Raw genomic sequence first — 15,274 nt, 5'->3', positions numbered from 1 at the left:
TGGGGCTCGTGTGAGGGTGGCGCAGGTCATGGCGGGCGCGGCGATGGGCGGGGCGGAAGCCTTTTATGAACGCCTGACGCTCGCCTTGCATGGCGCCGGCGATGCGGTGCTGCCGGTGTTCCGCGCCGATCCGCGGCGCGCCACGCTGCTCGGGGCGCTTGCGCCGGTACAGTTGGGCTTTGGCGGCGTGTTCGACGTCACCACGACGCGGCGGCTGCGCGCATCGGTGGATGGCTTCGCGCCCGATGTGGTGCTGGCCTGGATGAACCGCGCCGCGCGGTACTGCGCGCGCGCCTGGCCGGCGCCGCGCCGGGCGCCGCTGGTGGGCCGCCTCGGGGGGTATTACGACCTGAAATACTATGCCGGCTTCGACCATCTCGTGGGCAACACGCGCGGCATCTGCGACTGGCTGGTGCGGGAGGGCTGGCCCGTCGAGCGCGCGCATATGGTACCAAATTTCGTCGAGGATTTCGCCGGCATTGCGCCAGCGCCTTTGGCAGGCAAGGTGCGGCTGCTGGCGATGGGCCGGCTGCACGCCAACAAGGGATTTTCCACGCTACTGCGAGCGATGCCAGCCCTGCCCGAGGCGCATCTCTCGCTGGCCGGCGAAGGGCCGGAGCGCGCGGCGCTGGAGGCGTTGGCGGCCTCGCTCGGCGTTGCGCAGCGTGTGAACTTTCTGGGCTGGCGGGAGGATCGCGGCGCGATGCTCGCCGGCTGCGACATCTTCGTCTGCCCCTCGCATCACGAGCCGCTCGGCAACGTCGTGCTGGAGGCGTTTTCCGCGTCACGCCCGATCGTGGCCGCTGCCGCCGATGGCCCGCGCGAGGTGATCGCCGACGGGCAGACCGGCCTGCTGGTGCCGGTGGGTGACGCGGATGCGCTGTCCGCCGCCATCGCGTCGCTCATCACCGACCCGGCGGGCGCGACACAACTCGCTGCGGCCGGGCGCGTCGAATTCGAGACGCATCACGCGCAGGCGCCGGTCGTCGCGCAATGGCGGGCCTTCCTCGCGGGGGTCGCGCGCTGATGTGCGGAATCGCCGGCCTCATGCTGCGCGCCGGCGCCACGCCGGACCCGGCCGTGCTGGAGGCAATGAACCGTGCGCTGGCCCATCGCGGTCCGGATGGCGCGGGGCAGCACGTCAATGGCAATGTCGCGCTCGCGCATACGCGCCTCGCCATCATCGACCTGGTCACCGGCGACCAGCCGCTATTCGCCGGCGCTGTCGCGCTGGTCGGCAATGGCGAGATCTACAATTACCGCGAGCTGAAGCGCGACAATCAGTTCCAGTGCATCACGCAATCCGATTGCGAGCCGCCGCTGCACCTGTACCGGCGCGACGGCATCCGCTTCGCCGATGCGCTGCGCGGGATGTACGCCATCGCGCTGCACGACCCCACCGCACGCCGGTTGCTGCTGGCGCGCGACCCCTTCGGGATAAAGCCGCTCTACATCGCCGAGTTTGATGGCGGCATCGCGTTTGCCTCCGAGCCGCGTGCGCTGCTTGATGCCGGGATCGTGGCACCCCTGATCGATGGCGGGCGGCTGAACGAGCTGCTGCAATCGCAATTCACCACAGGCGCCGACACCATCTTCCGCGGCATCACCAGGCTGCTGCCGGGCGAGACCATCGCCATTGCCGATGGCCGCATCGTGGAGCGCCACCGCCGCGCGGCACTGCCCGAAGGTCCGCCGGAGGTGATTGAGGAAGCAGAGGCTCTCACGCGTCTCGACACGGCGTTGGCGGAAAGCGTGGACCTGCACCAGCGCAGCGACGTGCCCTACGGGATGTTCCTCTCGGGCGGCACCGACAGCGCGGCGATCCTAGCGATGATGGCGCGGCTGAACACGCGCCCGGTGCTGGCCTATACCGCCGGCTTCGAGAGCGCCGGCGCGGCGGATGAGCGCGAGGCCGCGACGCGCGCCGCCCGCGCCGCGGGTGCGGAGCACGTCACCATCGGCATCACCCGCGCGATGGTCTGGCAGCACCTGCCGGCCATTGTCGCCGCGATGGATGACCCGGCGGCGGACTACGCCATCATCCCCACTTGGTTCCTCGCGCGCCGCGCGCGGCAGGATGTGAAGGTGGTGCTCTCCGGCGAGGGCGGCGACGAGATATTTGGGGGCTATGGCCGCTACCGCAGCGCCATGCGGCCCTGGTGGCTGGGTGGCAAGGCGCCGCGCGGCAAGGGCGCCTTCGACAAGCTGGACGTGCTGCGCGAGCCGCCCACCGGCTGGCGCGACGGCATCGCGGCCGCCGAGGTCGAGGCCGGCGCCGGCGGCCGTTCCCGCCTGCAGGGCGCGCAGGCGCTCGACGTCGCCGACTGGCTGCCGAACGACCTGCTGCAGAAGCTTGACCGCTGCCTGATGGCGCATGCGGTGGAAGGACGCACGCCCTTCCTCGACGTCGGCATTGCCACCGCTGGCTTCCGCCTGCCCGACGCCCTGAAGGTGAAGCGCGATATGGGAAAGTATTTACTGCGCCGATGGCTGGAGCGGCACTTCCCGGCATCCGAACCCTTCCGCCCCAAGCAGGGATTCACCGTCCCGATCGGCGCCTGGATCGAGGATGATGGCGCGCGCCTTGGCCAACTCGTCGCCCGCCAGTCGGGCGTGGCGGCGATCGCGAAGCCCGACCGGGTGGAGGCGCTGTTCCGCGCGGCGGCCGGCAAGCGGGAGGGCTTCGCTGCCTGGCACCTGCTGTTCTATTCGCTTTGGCACGCTCGTCATATCGAGGGGCGCGACGTCTCAGGCGATGTCTTCGCGACCCTCGGCGGGTAGCGCGCGCGTGGCCGCGATCAGCACCAGCAGCAGCGCAATCCACCACCCCTGCCACAGTCCGTAGCTGAGCGACCCGACCACCGCCGCGGCGGCGAGCGCGCCGATGGAAGACGGCGTGCCCGCGCGCAGCGCCAGCAGCGCCACCAGCAGCGCCGCGAGCACGCTGCCCACGATGCCCATCTCCAGGCGCAGCTGCAGCGGCGCGTTGTGCGGGTGCAGCGGCAGGCTTTCCGCATTGGGCAGCGCGAAGCGCGCGCGCTGGCCGGGATCGGTGACGCCGAGGCGGTCGAGCGTCGCCGGCGTCGCATTGGCCTTGCCGCCGGGGATCGCACGGCTCGATTCGAACCCCCATCCCAGCAGCGGGCGCTCGCCGATGCGCGCCATGGCGAAATCCCAGATGACGACGCGATGCGCGGCGGAGAAGGGGAGGAAGCCGGCGGTGGCTCCGCTGGTCAACGCCGCACCCAGCAGCGCGGGCATCGCCAGGATCGCCAGCGCGAGGCCCGCCGCCAGCACGACGCGCGTGGCGCGCGGCAGCACCCATGCAATGCCATAGGCGGCCACGCCCACGATGATCGCGATCTTCGCGGTCTCCGCCGGCAGCCACAGCGCCACGGCCACGCTGGCCAGCGCCAGCACCGCGCGCATCCATCCCGCCATGGGCGCCGCGATGGCGATCGGCAGCAGCACGGCGAAAACGGTAATCGCCGGCTTCAGGCCAAAGCTCAGCGTGATGTCATGCTCGCGCAGCCCGCGCACTGCGGCGCGCACCGCATTGCCCGTCGCATGGTCCAGCGCCGCGAGGAGCACGCCGCCGGCGAGCCCGAAGGCCAGCCAGCGCAGCAGCGTGTGCCGCGCCGACGCCTCGGCGCGCGAGATGACGCTCGCCGCAGCGGCACCCAGCGCAAAGAATGCACCGAGCAGCAGCGATTCGGTCAGCGCGCGCTTGGGGTCCACGGCCCATGTCGCGCTCAGCGCACCCCAGCCGGCGAGCGCGAGCGCGGCCCAGAGCACCGGCCCGCCTGGCCGGGCGACGCGCCACCCCATCACGACCACAGCGACGAGGGCCGCAATGGCCAGCGGCGCGATGGCGCGGAATTGCAGCACGCTCGCCGCCGGCATCACCAGCAGCAGAAGCGCGAGGGGGTGTGTGGGGGCCATGCGCCGCGGGACTAGCGCCCGGGCGGCGTGGCGTCCACTCTCCCCCTCGCACCCATAGCCAAAAATAAAAGAAGGGGTTCGGGGAATTCTTTCTCCGACCTGCTTCGACGGAGACCCACTCGATGGCCCATTACGACCTGATCCTGCGCGGCGGCGCCTGTGTCACCCCTGGCGGCATCGAGACCCTCGACATCGGCGTGCGCGACGGCCGCATCGTCGCCATGGGCGACCTGCGCGCCGACGAGGCGAACGAGACGCTGGATTGCCGCAACCTTCATGTGCTGCCCGGGCTGATCGACCCGCACGTGCATCTGCGCGACCCCGGCGATCCGGCGGTGGAGACGATGGCCACGGGCACGAAGGCGGCGCTGCTCGGCGGCTTGGCGGCGGTGTTCGACATGCCCAATACCCAGCCCTCCATCACCTCGCGCGACCAGCTCGACCGCAAGCGCGCGCAGATCGGCGCCGAGGCTTGGTGCGATGTCGGCATGTATGTCGGCGGCACGCGCGCGAACACGCCCGAGCTCGCGATGCTGGAGCAGCAGGAGAATGTCTGCGCGGTCAAGATTTTCGCGGGGTCTTCCACCGGCGATCTGATGATCGAGGATGACGAAAGCCTGGAGCGCGCGATGCGCAGCGGGCGCCGGCGCATCGCCTATCATTCGGAAGACGAGTATCGCCTGCAGGCGCGCAAGCCCAACTACACCAAGGGCATGCCGCACATCATGCACGCCGATTGGCGCGACGTGGAGGCGGCGTTCCTGGGCACGCGGCGGCTGATGGCGTTGGCGCGGAAGACTGGGCGGCCCGCGCATATCCTGCATGTCAGTACCGCGGAGGAGCTCGGCTATCTGCGCGATTTCCGCGATGTCGCGACCTGCGAGCTGCTCGTCAACCACCTGTCGCAGACCGACGAAGCGTATGAGCGGCTTGGGGGCTATGCGGTGATGAACCCGCCGATCCGCGAGGCGCGGCACCGCGAGGCGGCCTGGGCCGCGGTGCGCGACGGCATGGTGGATGTGGTCGGCAGCGACCACGCACCGCATTCGCGTGCGGCGAAGGAGAGGCCCTGGCCGGATACGGCGGCGGGGCTGACGGGCGTGCAGACGCTGGCACCCCTGATGATCGACCATGTGAATGCCGGGCGGCTGTCGCTGATGCGCCTGGTGGATCTGATGTGCGCCGGCCCTGCGCGGGTCTATGGCGCGACGGGCAAAGGGCGGCTGGCCGCCGGCTACGATGCCGACTTCACCATCGTGGACATGGCGGCGACGCGCACCATCGAGGATAGCTGGATCGCCTCGCCCTGCGGCTGGACGCCCTTTGCGGGGCAGCGCGTGACGGGGTGGCCGATGATGGTGGTGCTGCGTGGCGCCGTTGCGATGCGCGAGGACACGGTGCTGGGCACACCGCGCGGCCGGCCCGTGCGATTCGGGGCGGCGCGCGGCGCATGATGGGCGTGCATGAGGCCATCGCGGGCCGGCGCTCGATCCGGGCCTTCCGCGACGCGCCGGTCGCGCGTGACGTGGTCGAGCGCATCCTCGCGCTGTCGGCGCGTGCGCCGTCGGGGTCCAACACCCAGCCCTGGCGCGCCTATGGGCTGGCAGGCGCCCCGCGCGACGCGCTGTGCACCGAGATCCACGCGGCGCATATGGCAGGCGATGCCGGGGACCGCGAGTACCTCTATTACCCCGAGCCCTGGTTCGAGCCTTACCTGGCGCGGCGGCGGCAAGTCGGTTGGGCGCTGTACGCGACGCTCGGCATCACCAAGGGCGATAGCGCGCGGATGCAGGTGCAGCATGGGCGCAATTTCTCCTTCTTCGGCGCGCCGGTCGGGCTGATCATCACCGTCGATCGGCGGCTCAATCCCGGCAGCTGGCTCGACCTGGGCATGTTCCTGCAGAACATCATGCTGGCCGCGCGCGGCGAGGGGATGGAGACCTGTCCGCAGGCGGCCTTCGCGCCCTATCACAAGATCATCCGCCGGCACCTGCCGATCGCGCCGGAGGAGATGGTGGTCTGCGGCATGGCGCTGGGCGAGGCCGATTGGGACGCGCCGGAGAATGCGCTGGTGACCGAGCGCGCGCCGCTGGCCGATTGGGCGCAGCTCCACGGCTGGGAATGAGCGTCAGATCCACGGCCTGATGCGTCTATCCCCCATACGGCCGCACGGCTTCAACCCGCGTGCGGGCGCACGACCGTCACCGTGCAGGGCGCGTTCATCGTGACCTCCGCCGAGACGCCGCCGAGCAGGCGTCGCTTGGTCGATGCCGGCCGCGCGCCCAGCACCAGGTGGTCGATGCCGTTCGCTGTCACGTAGTCGATGAGCGCGCCGACGGCATCCACCGCCTCCAGCACGTGGAAGGTCACGCGCCCCTCCGGCAGGCCCAGCGGCGCCGCCCATTGCTGCAGCGCCACCAGGCGCCTCACATGCTTGTTGGCACCCTCGGCATCGAGGCTGGTGTCGGGCGCGAGCCGGTTCTGCCGCAGCACGTGCAGGCAGGCGATCCGCGCGCCGGCATGCGTCGCGAGCAGACCGCGCAGCGCCGCGCGCAGTGCGTCGTCCAGGCGCGGGTCCGGCGCCTCCGCGAGGTCGAGTGCGACCGCCAGGATCGGCGCCGGGGGGGCGGCACCTTCCTCGATGCGGCGGCGGAAGACCGGCCGCGCCTCGGGGTTGAAGCGCCGGCGCAGCGTGTCGCGCCAGCCATCCGCGCGCAGTTTTTCGGCGCGCGGCGTGAGCACCACCTGATCCGGGTTGCGCAGGTCGAAGGCGAGCTGCGCGGCGGAGGGATGGCGGCGCTCAGGGTCCACCTCCAGACACCGCAGGATGGTTTCCTGCAAGGGCTTTGGCACGTCCGGGTTCAGCGCGCGTGGTGGCGGCGGGTCACGCCAGAGCCGGCGCTTGAGGCCGGAGAGCTTCTGCGGATCACCGAAGGGACGGGTGCCGGTCGCGAAGAAATACAGCAGCGCGCCCAAGGCAAAGATGTCGCTGCGCGCTTCGCTGCGCACGCCCATCACCTGCTCCGGCGCCATGTAGGGCGCGGTGCCGTAGGGCAGGCGGAACTCCTCCTCCATCAGATCGGGCAGCTGGTCATGGTGCGACAGGCCATAGTCGATCAGCACCACCGCGCCGGTCTCGCGCAGCAGGATGTTGGAAGGCTTCACGTCCAGGTGGACGACATGCAGGCGATGGATCGCCTCGAGTGCCGTCGCGATCTGCGCGCCGAGCGGGGCGAGCTCCGCGTACGCCATGGGCAGTTGCGCGAGGCGCGGCAGCAGCGACCCACCAGGGATGCGTTCCATCACGATGAAGGGCAGCTCGGAGAAATCGCCGTTTGCGATGAAGCGCGGCACGTGCGGGCCGTGCAGGCGTGGCAGGATCATCTGCTCCATCTCGAAGCTGACGATGGCGGCCGGGTCCTCGCCCTCGAACAGGATCGGCACCTTCATCACCAGCGGAACCGCATGGGCGGGATGCGTCACCGCGTGGATCAGCGCCATGCCGCCGCGATGCAGGCGCGGGCCGACGGTAAAGCCGCCGATGACGTCGCCCTCGGTCAGGCGCACCCGGTGCATCAGTGGCCGTGGAGCAGCCGGCTGGCGAGACGCTCGGGCAGCCCGGCGGCCCGGATCTTGGCCGCCGCCGTGGCGATGTCGTAGGCGACGCGGCGGAAGGTGAGCTCGGCAGTGTCGGTATCGAAGATGGCGTAGCAGGCGGCCGGATTGCCGTCACGCGGCTGGCCCACCGAACCCACGCCCGCGAGCCAGCGGCGCGGCCGCGGCATCGGCACCGGCACGTCGGGAACCGGGCGGAAGCGGGTGATCTTCTCGGTCGCGGTCAGGCCGAACAGCACCGGCACATGGGTGTGCCCGGTGAAGGTCAGGCGCGCCTCTGTCGCCTCGATGCTGTGCCGCGCGGTATCGGCGTCCATCACGTAGCGCCAGCCCCCGGGGCGGGAAGCCTCGGCATGCACATAGAGCCGGTCCTCCTCCACTGCCTCGAGCGGGAGCCGTGCGAGCCAGTCGCGCACATCCGGGGCCAGCGTGGTGCGCGTCCAGGCGATGGCGGCGGCGGCATCGGCGGTCATGCCGGAGAGATCGGAGGTCGCGGCCTCGTCGTGATTGCCGCGGATGGCGATCGTGGCGCGCCCCATCGCCAGGCGTGTGACGGCATTGGGGTCCGCGCCATAGCCGACGAAGTCGCCCAGCGCGACGAGGCGGGCGCCGGGTGCCGCCTGGTCCGCATCGGCGAGGCAGGCGCTGAACGCCTCCAGATTGCCGTGGATGTCGGACATCAGGGCGATGAGCATGCGCGCCTCCCGTTATGGCCGGGTGCGGAGAAATCCCGCGCCCGCCTCCCTTGTTCTCAGGGCCGGATGAAGGTGCGCGTCGCGACGGCGACCTGGAAGATGGCGCCGAACACGTCGCGCGCGATCTGGAACACTTTCGGGTCAAGGTAGGGCAGCGCGATCAGCTCGTCGCCCGCCTGCGGCGGCTGGGTGGGCTCGAGGATGACCTCGCCGCTCGGGCGGCGCAGCATCAAGGTGTCCACGCGGCCGCGGCTGGAGACGCCACCGGCGGCGGCCAGGTACTGCGGAATCGTCCAGTCCGGACGCCAGACCACGGCCTGCGGCGCGTTCACCTCGCCCTGCACCATCACCGTCTGCGAACGCTCGGGGATGACGATGATGTCGCCATCCTCGAGCCGCACCGGATTGCACCGCCCGGTGCTGTCGAACACCACCAGCCGCCCCTCCGGCTGCACCCGGCGCGCGCGCTGGATGTAGGAGGAGATGAACTGCGCCTCCGCGGTGCGCACGGCGGCAACACCTTCCGTGGGCGACGGCGAGAGGAACAGCTGCCGCTCCAGCCGGTCCAGCGCCTCGTCGATCGAGCGGCGCTGCTGCGCGGCGACCGAAGGCCGCAGCAGGAACACGCCGCGCGGATTGGCGAGTGCCGCATCGACCGCGATGTGGTCGAGGATCTGGCACAGGTTCATGCCGCGGTCGGTCACCAGCACGGAGGGAAACAGCCGGCTGCCCTCGACCGATACGCGCACGGTGCTCGCCGCGACGTCGGCGGTGAAGGTGACCGTGTCCTGGTCCTGCAGCACGATGCCGCTGAGATCGTTGATCGTGACATAGCGCGAGAAAGGCTGCGAGCCGCGCACGCCGCGCACCACCGCGTTGGTCGCGGCCGGCAGCGGGCGCGCGAGATCGATCAGCTCGCGCCCGGTGATCGGGCTGCGCGTCGCCGCCTCGAACAGGTAGTTGTTGCGCACGGCGCCATCTGCACCCACCAGCGGGTTCTGCCGCGCGACGAGGATGGTGTCGCCTTCCTGCAGGGTCAGGCGCGGCAGGGTGCCGGCGAGGAGGAAACGGTAGAGGTCCACTTGCGCGACCGAATTGCCGCCGCGCTGGACGGAGATGACGCGGAAGCTGCCGCGGGTGGGATCCACGCCGCCGGCGCGGAGCAGGAAGTCGAGCACGGAATCCGATGCCGCCCCGGCATAGCGCCCCGGGTTGCGCACGAAGCCGGTGACGAAGACGCCGATGCGCTGGGTCTGCAGCACGTTGGCATAGACCTGGACCTGCTGCGTGTAGACCTGCTGCACCGCGCCGGCGACCACGCCCTGCATGTCGCCCACCCGCGTGCCGGCCAGGCGAACGGGGCCGACATTGGGGATGAAGACGTTGCCGGAAGGGTCGATGGCAGCGGTCTGCTCGGCATCCACCGCGCCCCAGGCGCGGATCGACACGCGGTCGCCTGGTGCCAGGACGTAGTTCGGGTTGGGCGCGTCCGACGACGTCGCCGGTTGGCCGGTGAACAGTGCAGCGCCAAACACGGCGGCGAGCGGAAACATCGCCCGCGGCCCCTCGCCCAGCGGCTGCACCAATGTCGGTCCGCCCTCGGCCTGGGTCGGCTGGCCGAGGCGCTCGATCCCGCGCAGCGGGCCCGGCGTATCGGCGAGGCTGCGCTGGTTGAACACCGGTGCCGGCCCGGTCGGGTTGGGTGCGAGGCCCTGGGCGGCGAGCGACGGGTCGGAAGGGCCGACCGGCGCCTGCCCGGTCTGCCCCGCCTGGCCGGATTGCGGCGCCTGCGTCTGGGTCGGCGGGCGCTGCTGCTGGGCGGGCTGCTGCTGCTGCGCCCTGGCACTATCTGGCGGTGCCAGCATCGCGGCGAAAACAAGAACCAACAAAACCGGGCGTAGCCGCATGACCGTCAACTCACGAAGCATTTTCGCGCAATCCAGAAGCGATGAGGCGGCCCACGGCATAGATGATGCAGAGGCAGCCGAACACGGAAAGGACAATCAGCATCCGCCGCGGATACAGCGGGTAGACGGGCAGGCTCGGCTGCACCACACGCGCCAGATAGAGCTGCTGGCGCTGCGTCTCGTAGCGCGCGCCCTCGAGCGAGGTGGTGGCCGAGGAGAGCTGCTTGTCGGCGAATTCCCGCTCCAGCACCAGGCGCTCGAAGGCGGAGACTTGCTGGAGAAGCGCGTCGCCGCCGCGCGTGCTCGCCTGGCGGTCCTCGGCGATCTGCGCCTCGATGGCGCGAATGCGGTTCTGCAGGATGATGTATTGCGGATTGTCGACGCGGAGGAAGTTGCGCGCGTTCTGCGCCTCGGTCCGCACCAGGGTCAGCTGCGCCTGCAGGGCGGTGATGCGTTCGCCCGCGGCGGCGGCGGAGCGGGTCGCGTCTAGGTTCTGCTCGCGCTCGCGGAACTCGGAAATCGCATCGCGGGCGGCCAGAACGCGGGCTTCCGCGATCGCGACCTCGCGGCGGCCGTTGTTGAGCGTGTCGTTGCGCTGGCGCTCGCTGAGCCGGTTGATCAGTCGCTCGGCCAGCGTCATCAAGGTCTCGGCGTAGTTGTGCGCATCCTCGGGCCGAAAGGCGCGGACGCGGAGGATGCCGGTGCCCGTTTCGGAATCGCGCGACACCGTCACCATGTTGTTCACGTAGCGCGTCATCAGCTCGGGCACGTTGCGGTCCAGGCGGAACCACCAATCCGCCTCCTCGCGCTGGTAGATGGCGGCGATGTCGAGGATCTCGTTGGCGTCGCGGATCGCGTCGAAGGAATTCACGTAGTCGCGCAGCGCCATGGCCTCGGCACCGCCGGAGGATGCGCCCGCCGCGGCCGCACCGCCGCCGATGCCGCCGATTGCCGCGGCGACCGGCCCGCCGCCGGCCGACTGTGCTGAACCGCGAACGATGAATCGGGCCTCGGAGACGTACTGGTCGGCGGCGATGCCATAGAGGTAGCCGCCCACGATCAGCGTCGGCAGCACCACGAGCCACAGGAACGGCGCGCGCAGCCGGTCGAGCCAGCTGGGTGGACGCTCATCCTCCTCTCCCGGCCAGCCCAGCTGCTCGCTGGTTTGGGGATCAGAGAGCGTTGTATGTGGCGAGAGCTTCATCGAGATCGTCATGAACCGTGAGGATGCCGGCGTCGAGAATCGCGGCGCGCCGGCAAAACCGATGGACGAGGGTGGGGGCGTGGGTGATGAGCACGAGGGAGGCGTGGCGAAGGCGCTGCTCGATGACATTGTTGAAGCGCTGGTCGGCGACGGCCAGCGCCTCATCGACCAGGTAGCAGTCGAAATCGAAGGCGAGCGAGAGAGCCAGCGCGAGCTTCGTGCGCATGCCGGAGGAATAGGTCGTCATCGGCATATACATGTAGCGGCCGAGTTCGGCGAGGTCGTCGACGAATTCCGCGATGCGCTTCGGCTGGCGGTTATACAGGCGGGCGACGAAGCGGATATTCTCCATCCCCGTGCTGTTGAGCAGGAAGCCCGACTGGAAGCCGAGCGGCCAGGACACCGACATCCGCCGCCGCACCGCCCCGGAGGTTGGCTTTTCCACCCCCGCCAGGATGCGCACCAGGGTCGACTTGCCGGCGCCGTTGCGCCCCAGGATGCCGATGGTGTCGCCGCGCTCCACGCGCAGGTGCACGCCGCGCAGCACGGTGCGGGTGGCACCTTCGACCTTGTAGCTCTTGTAGACGTCGCTGAGTTCAAGGGTCATCGCGCTCAGTCCAGGGCCAGCGTGTCGCGCACGCGACGCAGCGCGGAGAGCCCCAGCACGTGCAGGGCGCCGATGCAGATCAGGATGTACGGGATGTCCCAGTGGTACTTGTAGCGCTCGCCGGCCATGCCGTCGTGCAGCAGGTCGATCGCCAGCGCCCAGGGAAACCAGACCAGGATGTCGCGGATCGGCGGGGGGATGTTGTCGAGGATGAAGAAGATGCCCGACAGCGGCAGGAAAATATAGGAGACGATGTGCGCGCCGCGCTCGATCGCGGGGTATTCGTGCACCAGCGACGCCAGCAGGAAGGCGAGACCCTGGGTCAGCAGCATCACCAGCAGGAACCCCGAGATCATCTTGATGGGGCTGTCGGGGATCCGTGCGCCGAACAGGATGGCCGCGCCCACGAAGATCGTCATCACCGTGATGCTGATCAGGAACTCCACGATATGGCGCGCGACGAAGGAGGCCAGCAGCGTGACCCGGCTGTGATAGAGCAGGTTCTGGGTGACCGAGATCACCATGCCGGCGCGGTTGAGCATGTTGCGCAGCATGTAGAAGCACAGGTAGCCGACCGAATAGAACATCATGATCTCGGCGAACTCGCCGGCATGCATCACGGAGTTGATCGCGGTGATCGCCGCGCCGAGCACCAGCGGTTCGGCGAAGATGAAGAAGATGCCGATGCGGCCATGCCCGATCCGTTCCGCGACGTCGCGCAGGATCAGCGCCTCGATGACGTGGTGCTGCGCGACGAAGTCGCGCAGGACGCGGGAACGGCCGAGCGCGGCGCTCACTGTCTGGAGTAGACGTTGCTGAGCAACGGCCGCGCCTCGCGCCACTGGCCGTTCGGGTCGCGGCATACCAGGCGCAGACGCTCGACGCCGCCGGCGGGGGTTTCCTGCACCTCGCGGCATTCGGCACCGCTGGCTGCCGAGTAGGAGCGGGTGAGCCGGAAGCGGGAGGGCATGCCGGCACCGATATTCGCGCCTTCGGCCCCCGGGGCGGCACCGGCGACGAAGGCGATCAGCGGGTCGCCGGTGGAGACCGTCGCCGTCGTGGCGTCCACCGCGGTCGGCGTCTCGGCCGGGGTGACGCATCCGGCGAGGATCAGCGCCATGGCGAGGGCGGTGGAGACACGCAGGCTGTTACGTCGCGCGAACGACACGCGGCATGCCAAAAGGGTTCGGGACGCGATCATTCGATGCGTATCCGGCAAGATCGCCGCCAGGTCCATGACAATCATCCTTTTCCCGGACAGACTAGAGGAAGCTCCGGGGGGAGGCAAAACACAGCGCCACCGCGCCGCTCTTCTAGCGCAACCTTCGCCCAAAATAGAAGAAAAGATGGTAAACGTTTCAACCCATGCGTTCGTCGCCCGCCGTGTCCCTCGCCCCATCACCGCCCGGCTGGGCCGGCCTGGCCGTGGCGACAGACCCGCGCACGGCCTTGGCGATGCCGGGCCTGCGTCCGTTTTTTCCTGAGACGGTCTGGTCGGAGGCGCCCGAGGCGGCCACCGCCTGGGTCTTTGCGGAGGACGCGCCGGCCGCCGCGCCACCGCGGATTATCCGCGTCGGGCCGGGCCCCTGGCCCTGGGCGCGCTTCGGCGCCCGCATCGGCCGCGCCGCCCTCCTGGCCGCCGAACAGGCCATGCCGGGGCTGGTGCGGGAGGGTACGCGCGGCAGCGGGCTGGTCGCCGCGCCCGAGGCCGCCACCTTCCTCGCCGCGATGCGCGAGGCCCGGGTGGCGGGACCGGCGGGCCTCCCCGACCCCGGCGCCGCCGGGCTGGGTGTCGCCCCCGGTGACGCGGTGCTGGTGCTCGACCGCTGCGAGGCAGGCTGCGCGCGCGCCGTGCGCGCCATGTGGGACAGCGCCCGTGCGGTCGCGGCGGGACGTCCGGTCATCGCGGTACGCATCGGCACCGGGCAGGCCACATTGCCCGGCGCGATCGGCCCCTTCGCGGCCTGGACCCTGATCGAGGCGGCCGCCGAATGGCATGGGTTGGAGGATGACGGCCTCGCCCGCATCGCGGCCGCGGCGGGCGTCTCGGTCTACGCCCAAGCCGCGCGCCCCGCCTTCGGTGACCCCCACGACACGCCCCTCGAGCGCTTCGCCCGGCTGCTCGCCGCCACCCGCTTCGCGGATCCTTTCCGCCAAGTGCCCTGCAGCGCCGAGGAGGCGCTGACCATCATGGCGTCCTGGCAGCGCGCGGCCTCGGAGAACCGGCGGATCGCCGTGGCCTGCGGCATGGCGTCCTGGAAGCGGGCGCGCCTCGGCGCGGCACTGGCGAGCGAGGCGGGTCCCCCGGCCTTCCGCCGAAGCACGCGCGGTGCCGTCGCCGAGGCGAGCCGCCGCGGCGGTGCCATCGCCGTCTGGGCGACCCGCGAACCGCCTGGCCTGCGCAAAGCCGCCGCCGCCGCCGGGGTGGCGGTGCTGCGGGTGGAGGATGGCTTCCTGCGTTCGGCCGGCCTCGGCGCGGGCTTCCTGCCCGGCGGCTCCATTGCGCTCGACGCGCGCGGCGTCGCCTATGATCCCGCCATCGCCTCGGACCTCGAGGTCATCCTGGCGGAGACGGCATTCCCGCCAGCGATGCTGGCGCGTGCGGCGCGGTTGCGCGCGGCGCTGCTCGGGCGCGGGATCACCAAATACAACCTGCCCGGCGCCGACGCACCGCCGGACGTCGCCGCCGGACGCCGGCGCGTATTGGTGCCCGGCCAGGTCGAGGACGACGCCTCGGTGCGGCTCGGGGCCATGGCGGGACCGCGGAAGAACCTCGACCTGCTGCGGGCGGCGCGCGAGGCCGAACCCGAGGCCTTCATCCTGTATCGGCCACATCCGGATGTCGCCGCAGGGTACCGCGCCGGGCACGTGCTGCCCGCCGATGCGCTCGCCTTCGCCGACGTCGTGCAGGAGGGTGCAGCCATGCCGGACCTGCTCGATTGGACCGACACCGTGCACACCATCACCTCGCTCACCGGCTTCGAGGCGCTGCTGCGCGGCAAGCGTGTGGTCTGCCAAGGCATGCCCTTCTATGCCGGCTGGGGACTCACCGAGGATCGCCAGGCGCTGCCGCGCCGGACCCGGCGGCTCAGCCTCGATGCCCTGGTCGCCGGCGCGCTGATCGCCTATCCGCGCTGCATGGACCCCGTCACCGAACTGCCCTGCCCGCCCGAGGTGCTGGTCGACCGCCTCACCCAGCCCGCGGCCTGGCGGGCGGGGCGCGCGGCCTTGCTGCGGCGGATGCAGGGCAGGCTCATGGCCGGCCTCGCGCGTCGCGGCTGGCTGCGGTGAGCGGCGTGGGGCA

Annotated in this window: 13 protein-coding genes; 5 read left to right on the top strand and 8 right to left on the bottom strand. The window is 70.7% G+C overall.

Annotated features, from left to right (window positions below; translation table 11 throughout):
* Positions 1 to 10 precede the first annotated feature (10 nt).
* A complete protein-coding gene (locus GXW79_RS04710; protein ID WP_367614805.1) occupies positions 11 to 1,027 on the top strand; it encodes a glycosyltransferase in 1,017 nt (338 codons plus the stop codon).
* The gene (gene asnB / locus GXW79_RS04705; protein ID WP_211873186.1) at positions 1,027 to 2,781 is read left to right on the top strand and encodes an asparagine synthase (glutamine-hydrolyzing); all 1,755 of its coding nucleotides are present in this window, start codon (positions 1,027 to 1,029) and stop codon (positions 2,779 to 2,781) included. Before GXW79_RS04710 ends, asnB begins: the two co-directional genes overlap by 1 nt.
* On the opposite strand, the gene GXW79_RS04700 is transcribed toward asnB, so the two are convergent.
* Entirely contained in the window at positions 2,749 to 3,942 is a 1,194-nt protein-coding gene (locus GXW79_RS04700) for an O-antigen ligase family protein (RefSeq protein WP_211873185.1), read from the bottom strand. The two genes, asnB and GXW79_RS04700, sit on opposite strands and share 33 nt — an antisense overlap.
* Before the next feature lie 122 nt (positions 3,943 to 4,064).
* Here GXW79_RS04700 and GXW79_RS04695 point away from each other — a divergent pair, with 122 nt between their 5' ends.
* Together GXW79_RS04695 and GXW79_RS04690 are read left to right on the top strand one after the other, a co-directional pair.
* Entirely contained in the window at positions 4,065 to 5,396 is a 1,332-nt protein-coding gene (locus tag GXW79_RS04695; RefSeq protein ID WP_211873184.1) for a dihydroorotase, read from the top strand.
* Positions 5,393 to 6,067: a nitroreductase gene (locus GXW79_RS04690; RefSeq protein WP_211873183.1), complete on the top strand. Its 675-nt coding sequence runs from the start codon at positions 5,393 to 5,395 to the stop codon at positions 6,065 to 6,067. Before GXW79_RS04695 ends, GXW79_RS04690 begins: the two co-directional genes overlap by 4 nt.
* A 50-nt stretch (positions 6,068 to 6,117) precedes the next feature.
* Here GXW79_RS04690 and GXW79_RS04685 read toward each other — a convergent pair whose 3' ends face one another.
* The 7 genes from GXW79_RS04685 to GXW79_RS04655 are packed head-to-tail and all read right to left on the bottom strand — an operon-like array spanning position 6,118 to position 13,138.
* Complete coding sequence (locus GXW79_RS04685) at positions 6,118 to 7,509, bottom strand: serine/threonine protein kinase (protein WP_211873182.1); 1,392 nt, start codon at positions 7,507 to 7,509, stop codon at positions 6,118 to 6,120.
* Between the two features lie 8 nt (positions 7,510 to 7,517).
* Positions 7,518 to 8,252 carry a metallophosphoesterase family protein gene (locus GXW79_RS04680; RefSeq protein WP_211873181.1) on the bottom strand — a complete coding sequence of 245 codons (735 nt, stop codon included), beginning with the start codon at positions 8,250 to 8,252 and terminating at the stop codon, positions 7,518 to 7,520.
* A 56-nt stretch (positions 8,253 to 8,308) separates the two neighbouring features.
* A complete protein-coding gene (locus GXW79_RS04675; protein WP_246503722.1) occupies positions 8,309 to 10,180 on the bottom strand; it encodes a polysaccharide biosynthesis/export family protein in 1,872 nt (623 codons plus the stop codon).
* Complete coding sequence (locus GXW79_RS04670; RefSeq protein WP_211873180.1) at positions 10,170 to 11,375, bottom strand: capsule biosynthesis protein; 1,206 nt, start codon at positions 11,373 to 11,375, stop codon at positions 10,170 to 10,172. The genes GXW79_RS04675 and GXW79_RS04670 overlap by 11 nt, the downstream gene beginning before the upstream one ends.
* Positions 11,332 to 11,970: an ABC transporter ATP-binding protein gene (locus GXW79_RS04665; protein ID WP_211873179.1), complete on the bottom strand. Its 639-nt coding sequence runs from the start codon at positions 11,968 to 11,970 to the stop codon at positions 11,332 to 11,334. Before GXW79_RS04665 ends, GXW79_RS04670 begins: the two co-directional genes overlap by 44 nt.
* Before the next feature lie 5 nt (positions 11,971 to 11,975).
* Positions 11,976 to 12,767, bottom strand: a complete 792-nt coding sequence (locus GXW79_RS04660; RefSeq protein ID WP_211873178.1) for an ABC transporter permease — start codon at positions 12,765 to 12,767, stop codon at positions 11,976 to 11,978.
* The gene (locus tag GXW79_RS04655; protein ID WP_211873177.1) at positions 12,764 to 13,138 is read right to left on the bottom strand and encodes a DVU3141 family protein; all 375 of its coding nucleotides are present in this window, start codon (positions 13,136 to 13,138) and stop codon (positions 12,764 to 12,766) included. The genes GXW79_RS04660 and GXW79_RS04655 overlap by 4 nt, the downstream gene beginning before the upstream one ends.
* Positions 13,139 to 13,335: 197 nt before the next feature.
* Between GXW79_RS04655 and GXW79_RS04650 the strand changes: the two genes are divergently transcribed.
* The gene (locus GXW79_RS04650) at positions 13,336 to 15,261 is read left to right on the top strand and encodes a capsular polysaccharide export protein, LipB/KpsS family (RefSeq protein WP_211873176.1); all 1,926 of its coding nucleotides are present in this window, start codon (positions 13,336 to 13,338) and stop codon (positions 15,259 to 15,261) included.
* Positions 15,262 to 15,274: the final 13 nt, after the last annotated feature.

Source organism: Plastoroseomonas arctica, from assembly GCF_018128965.1.
In the GTDB taxonomy this organism is placed as follows: domain Bacteria; phylum Pseudomonadota; class Alphaproteobacteria; order Acetobacterales; family Acetobacteraceae; genus Plastoroseomonas; species Plastoroseomonas arctica.
Note: the sequence above shows the minus strand (reverse complement) of the source record. Positions and strands in the feature narration are given on the sequence as shown.

Excerpts from the sequence above, each read along its gene's own strand:
- GXW79_RS04695 (WP_211873184.1), top strand. The coding sequence starts at position 4,065 with ATGGCCCATTACGACCTGATCCTGCGCGGCGGCGCCTGTGTCACCCCT.
- asnB (WP_211873186.1), top strand. The coding sequence starts at position 1,027 with ATGTGCGGAATCGCCGGCCTCATGCTGCGCGCCGGCGCCACGCCGGAC.
- GXW79_RS04675 (WP_246503722.1), bottom strand. The coding sequence starts at position 10,180 with ATGCTTCGTGAGTTGACGGTCATGCGGCTACGCCCGGTTTTGTTGGTT.
- GXW79_RS04690 (WP_211873183.1), top strand. The coding sequence starts at position 5,393 with ATGATGGGCGTGCATGAGGCCATCGCGGGCCGGCGCTCGATCCGGGCC.
- GXW79_RS04665 (WP_211873179.1), bottom strand. The coding sequence starts at position 11,970 with ATGACCCTTGAACTCAGCGACGTCTACAAGAGCTACAAGGTCGAAGGT.
- GXW79_RS04680 (WP_211873181.1), bottom strand. The coding sequence starts at position 8,252 with ATGCTCATCGCCCTGATGTCCGACATCCACGGCAATCTGGAGGCGTTC.
- GXW79_RS04700 (WP_211873185.1), bottom strand. The coding sequence starts at position 3,942 with ATGGCCCCCACACACCCCCTCGCGCTTCTGCTGCTGGTGATGCCGGCG.
- GXW79_RS04650 (WP_211873176.1), top strand. The coding sequence starts at position 13,336 with ATGCGTTCGTCGCCCGCCGTGTCCCTCGCCCCATCACCGCCCGGCTGG.
- GXW79_RS04670 (WP_211873180.1), bottom strand. The coding sequence starts at position 11,375 with ATGACGATCTCGATGAAGCTCTCGCCACATACAACGCTCTCTGATCCC.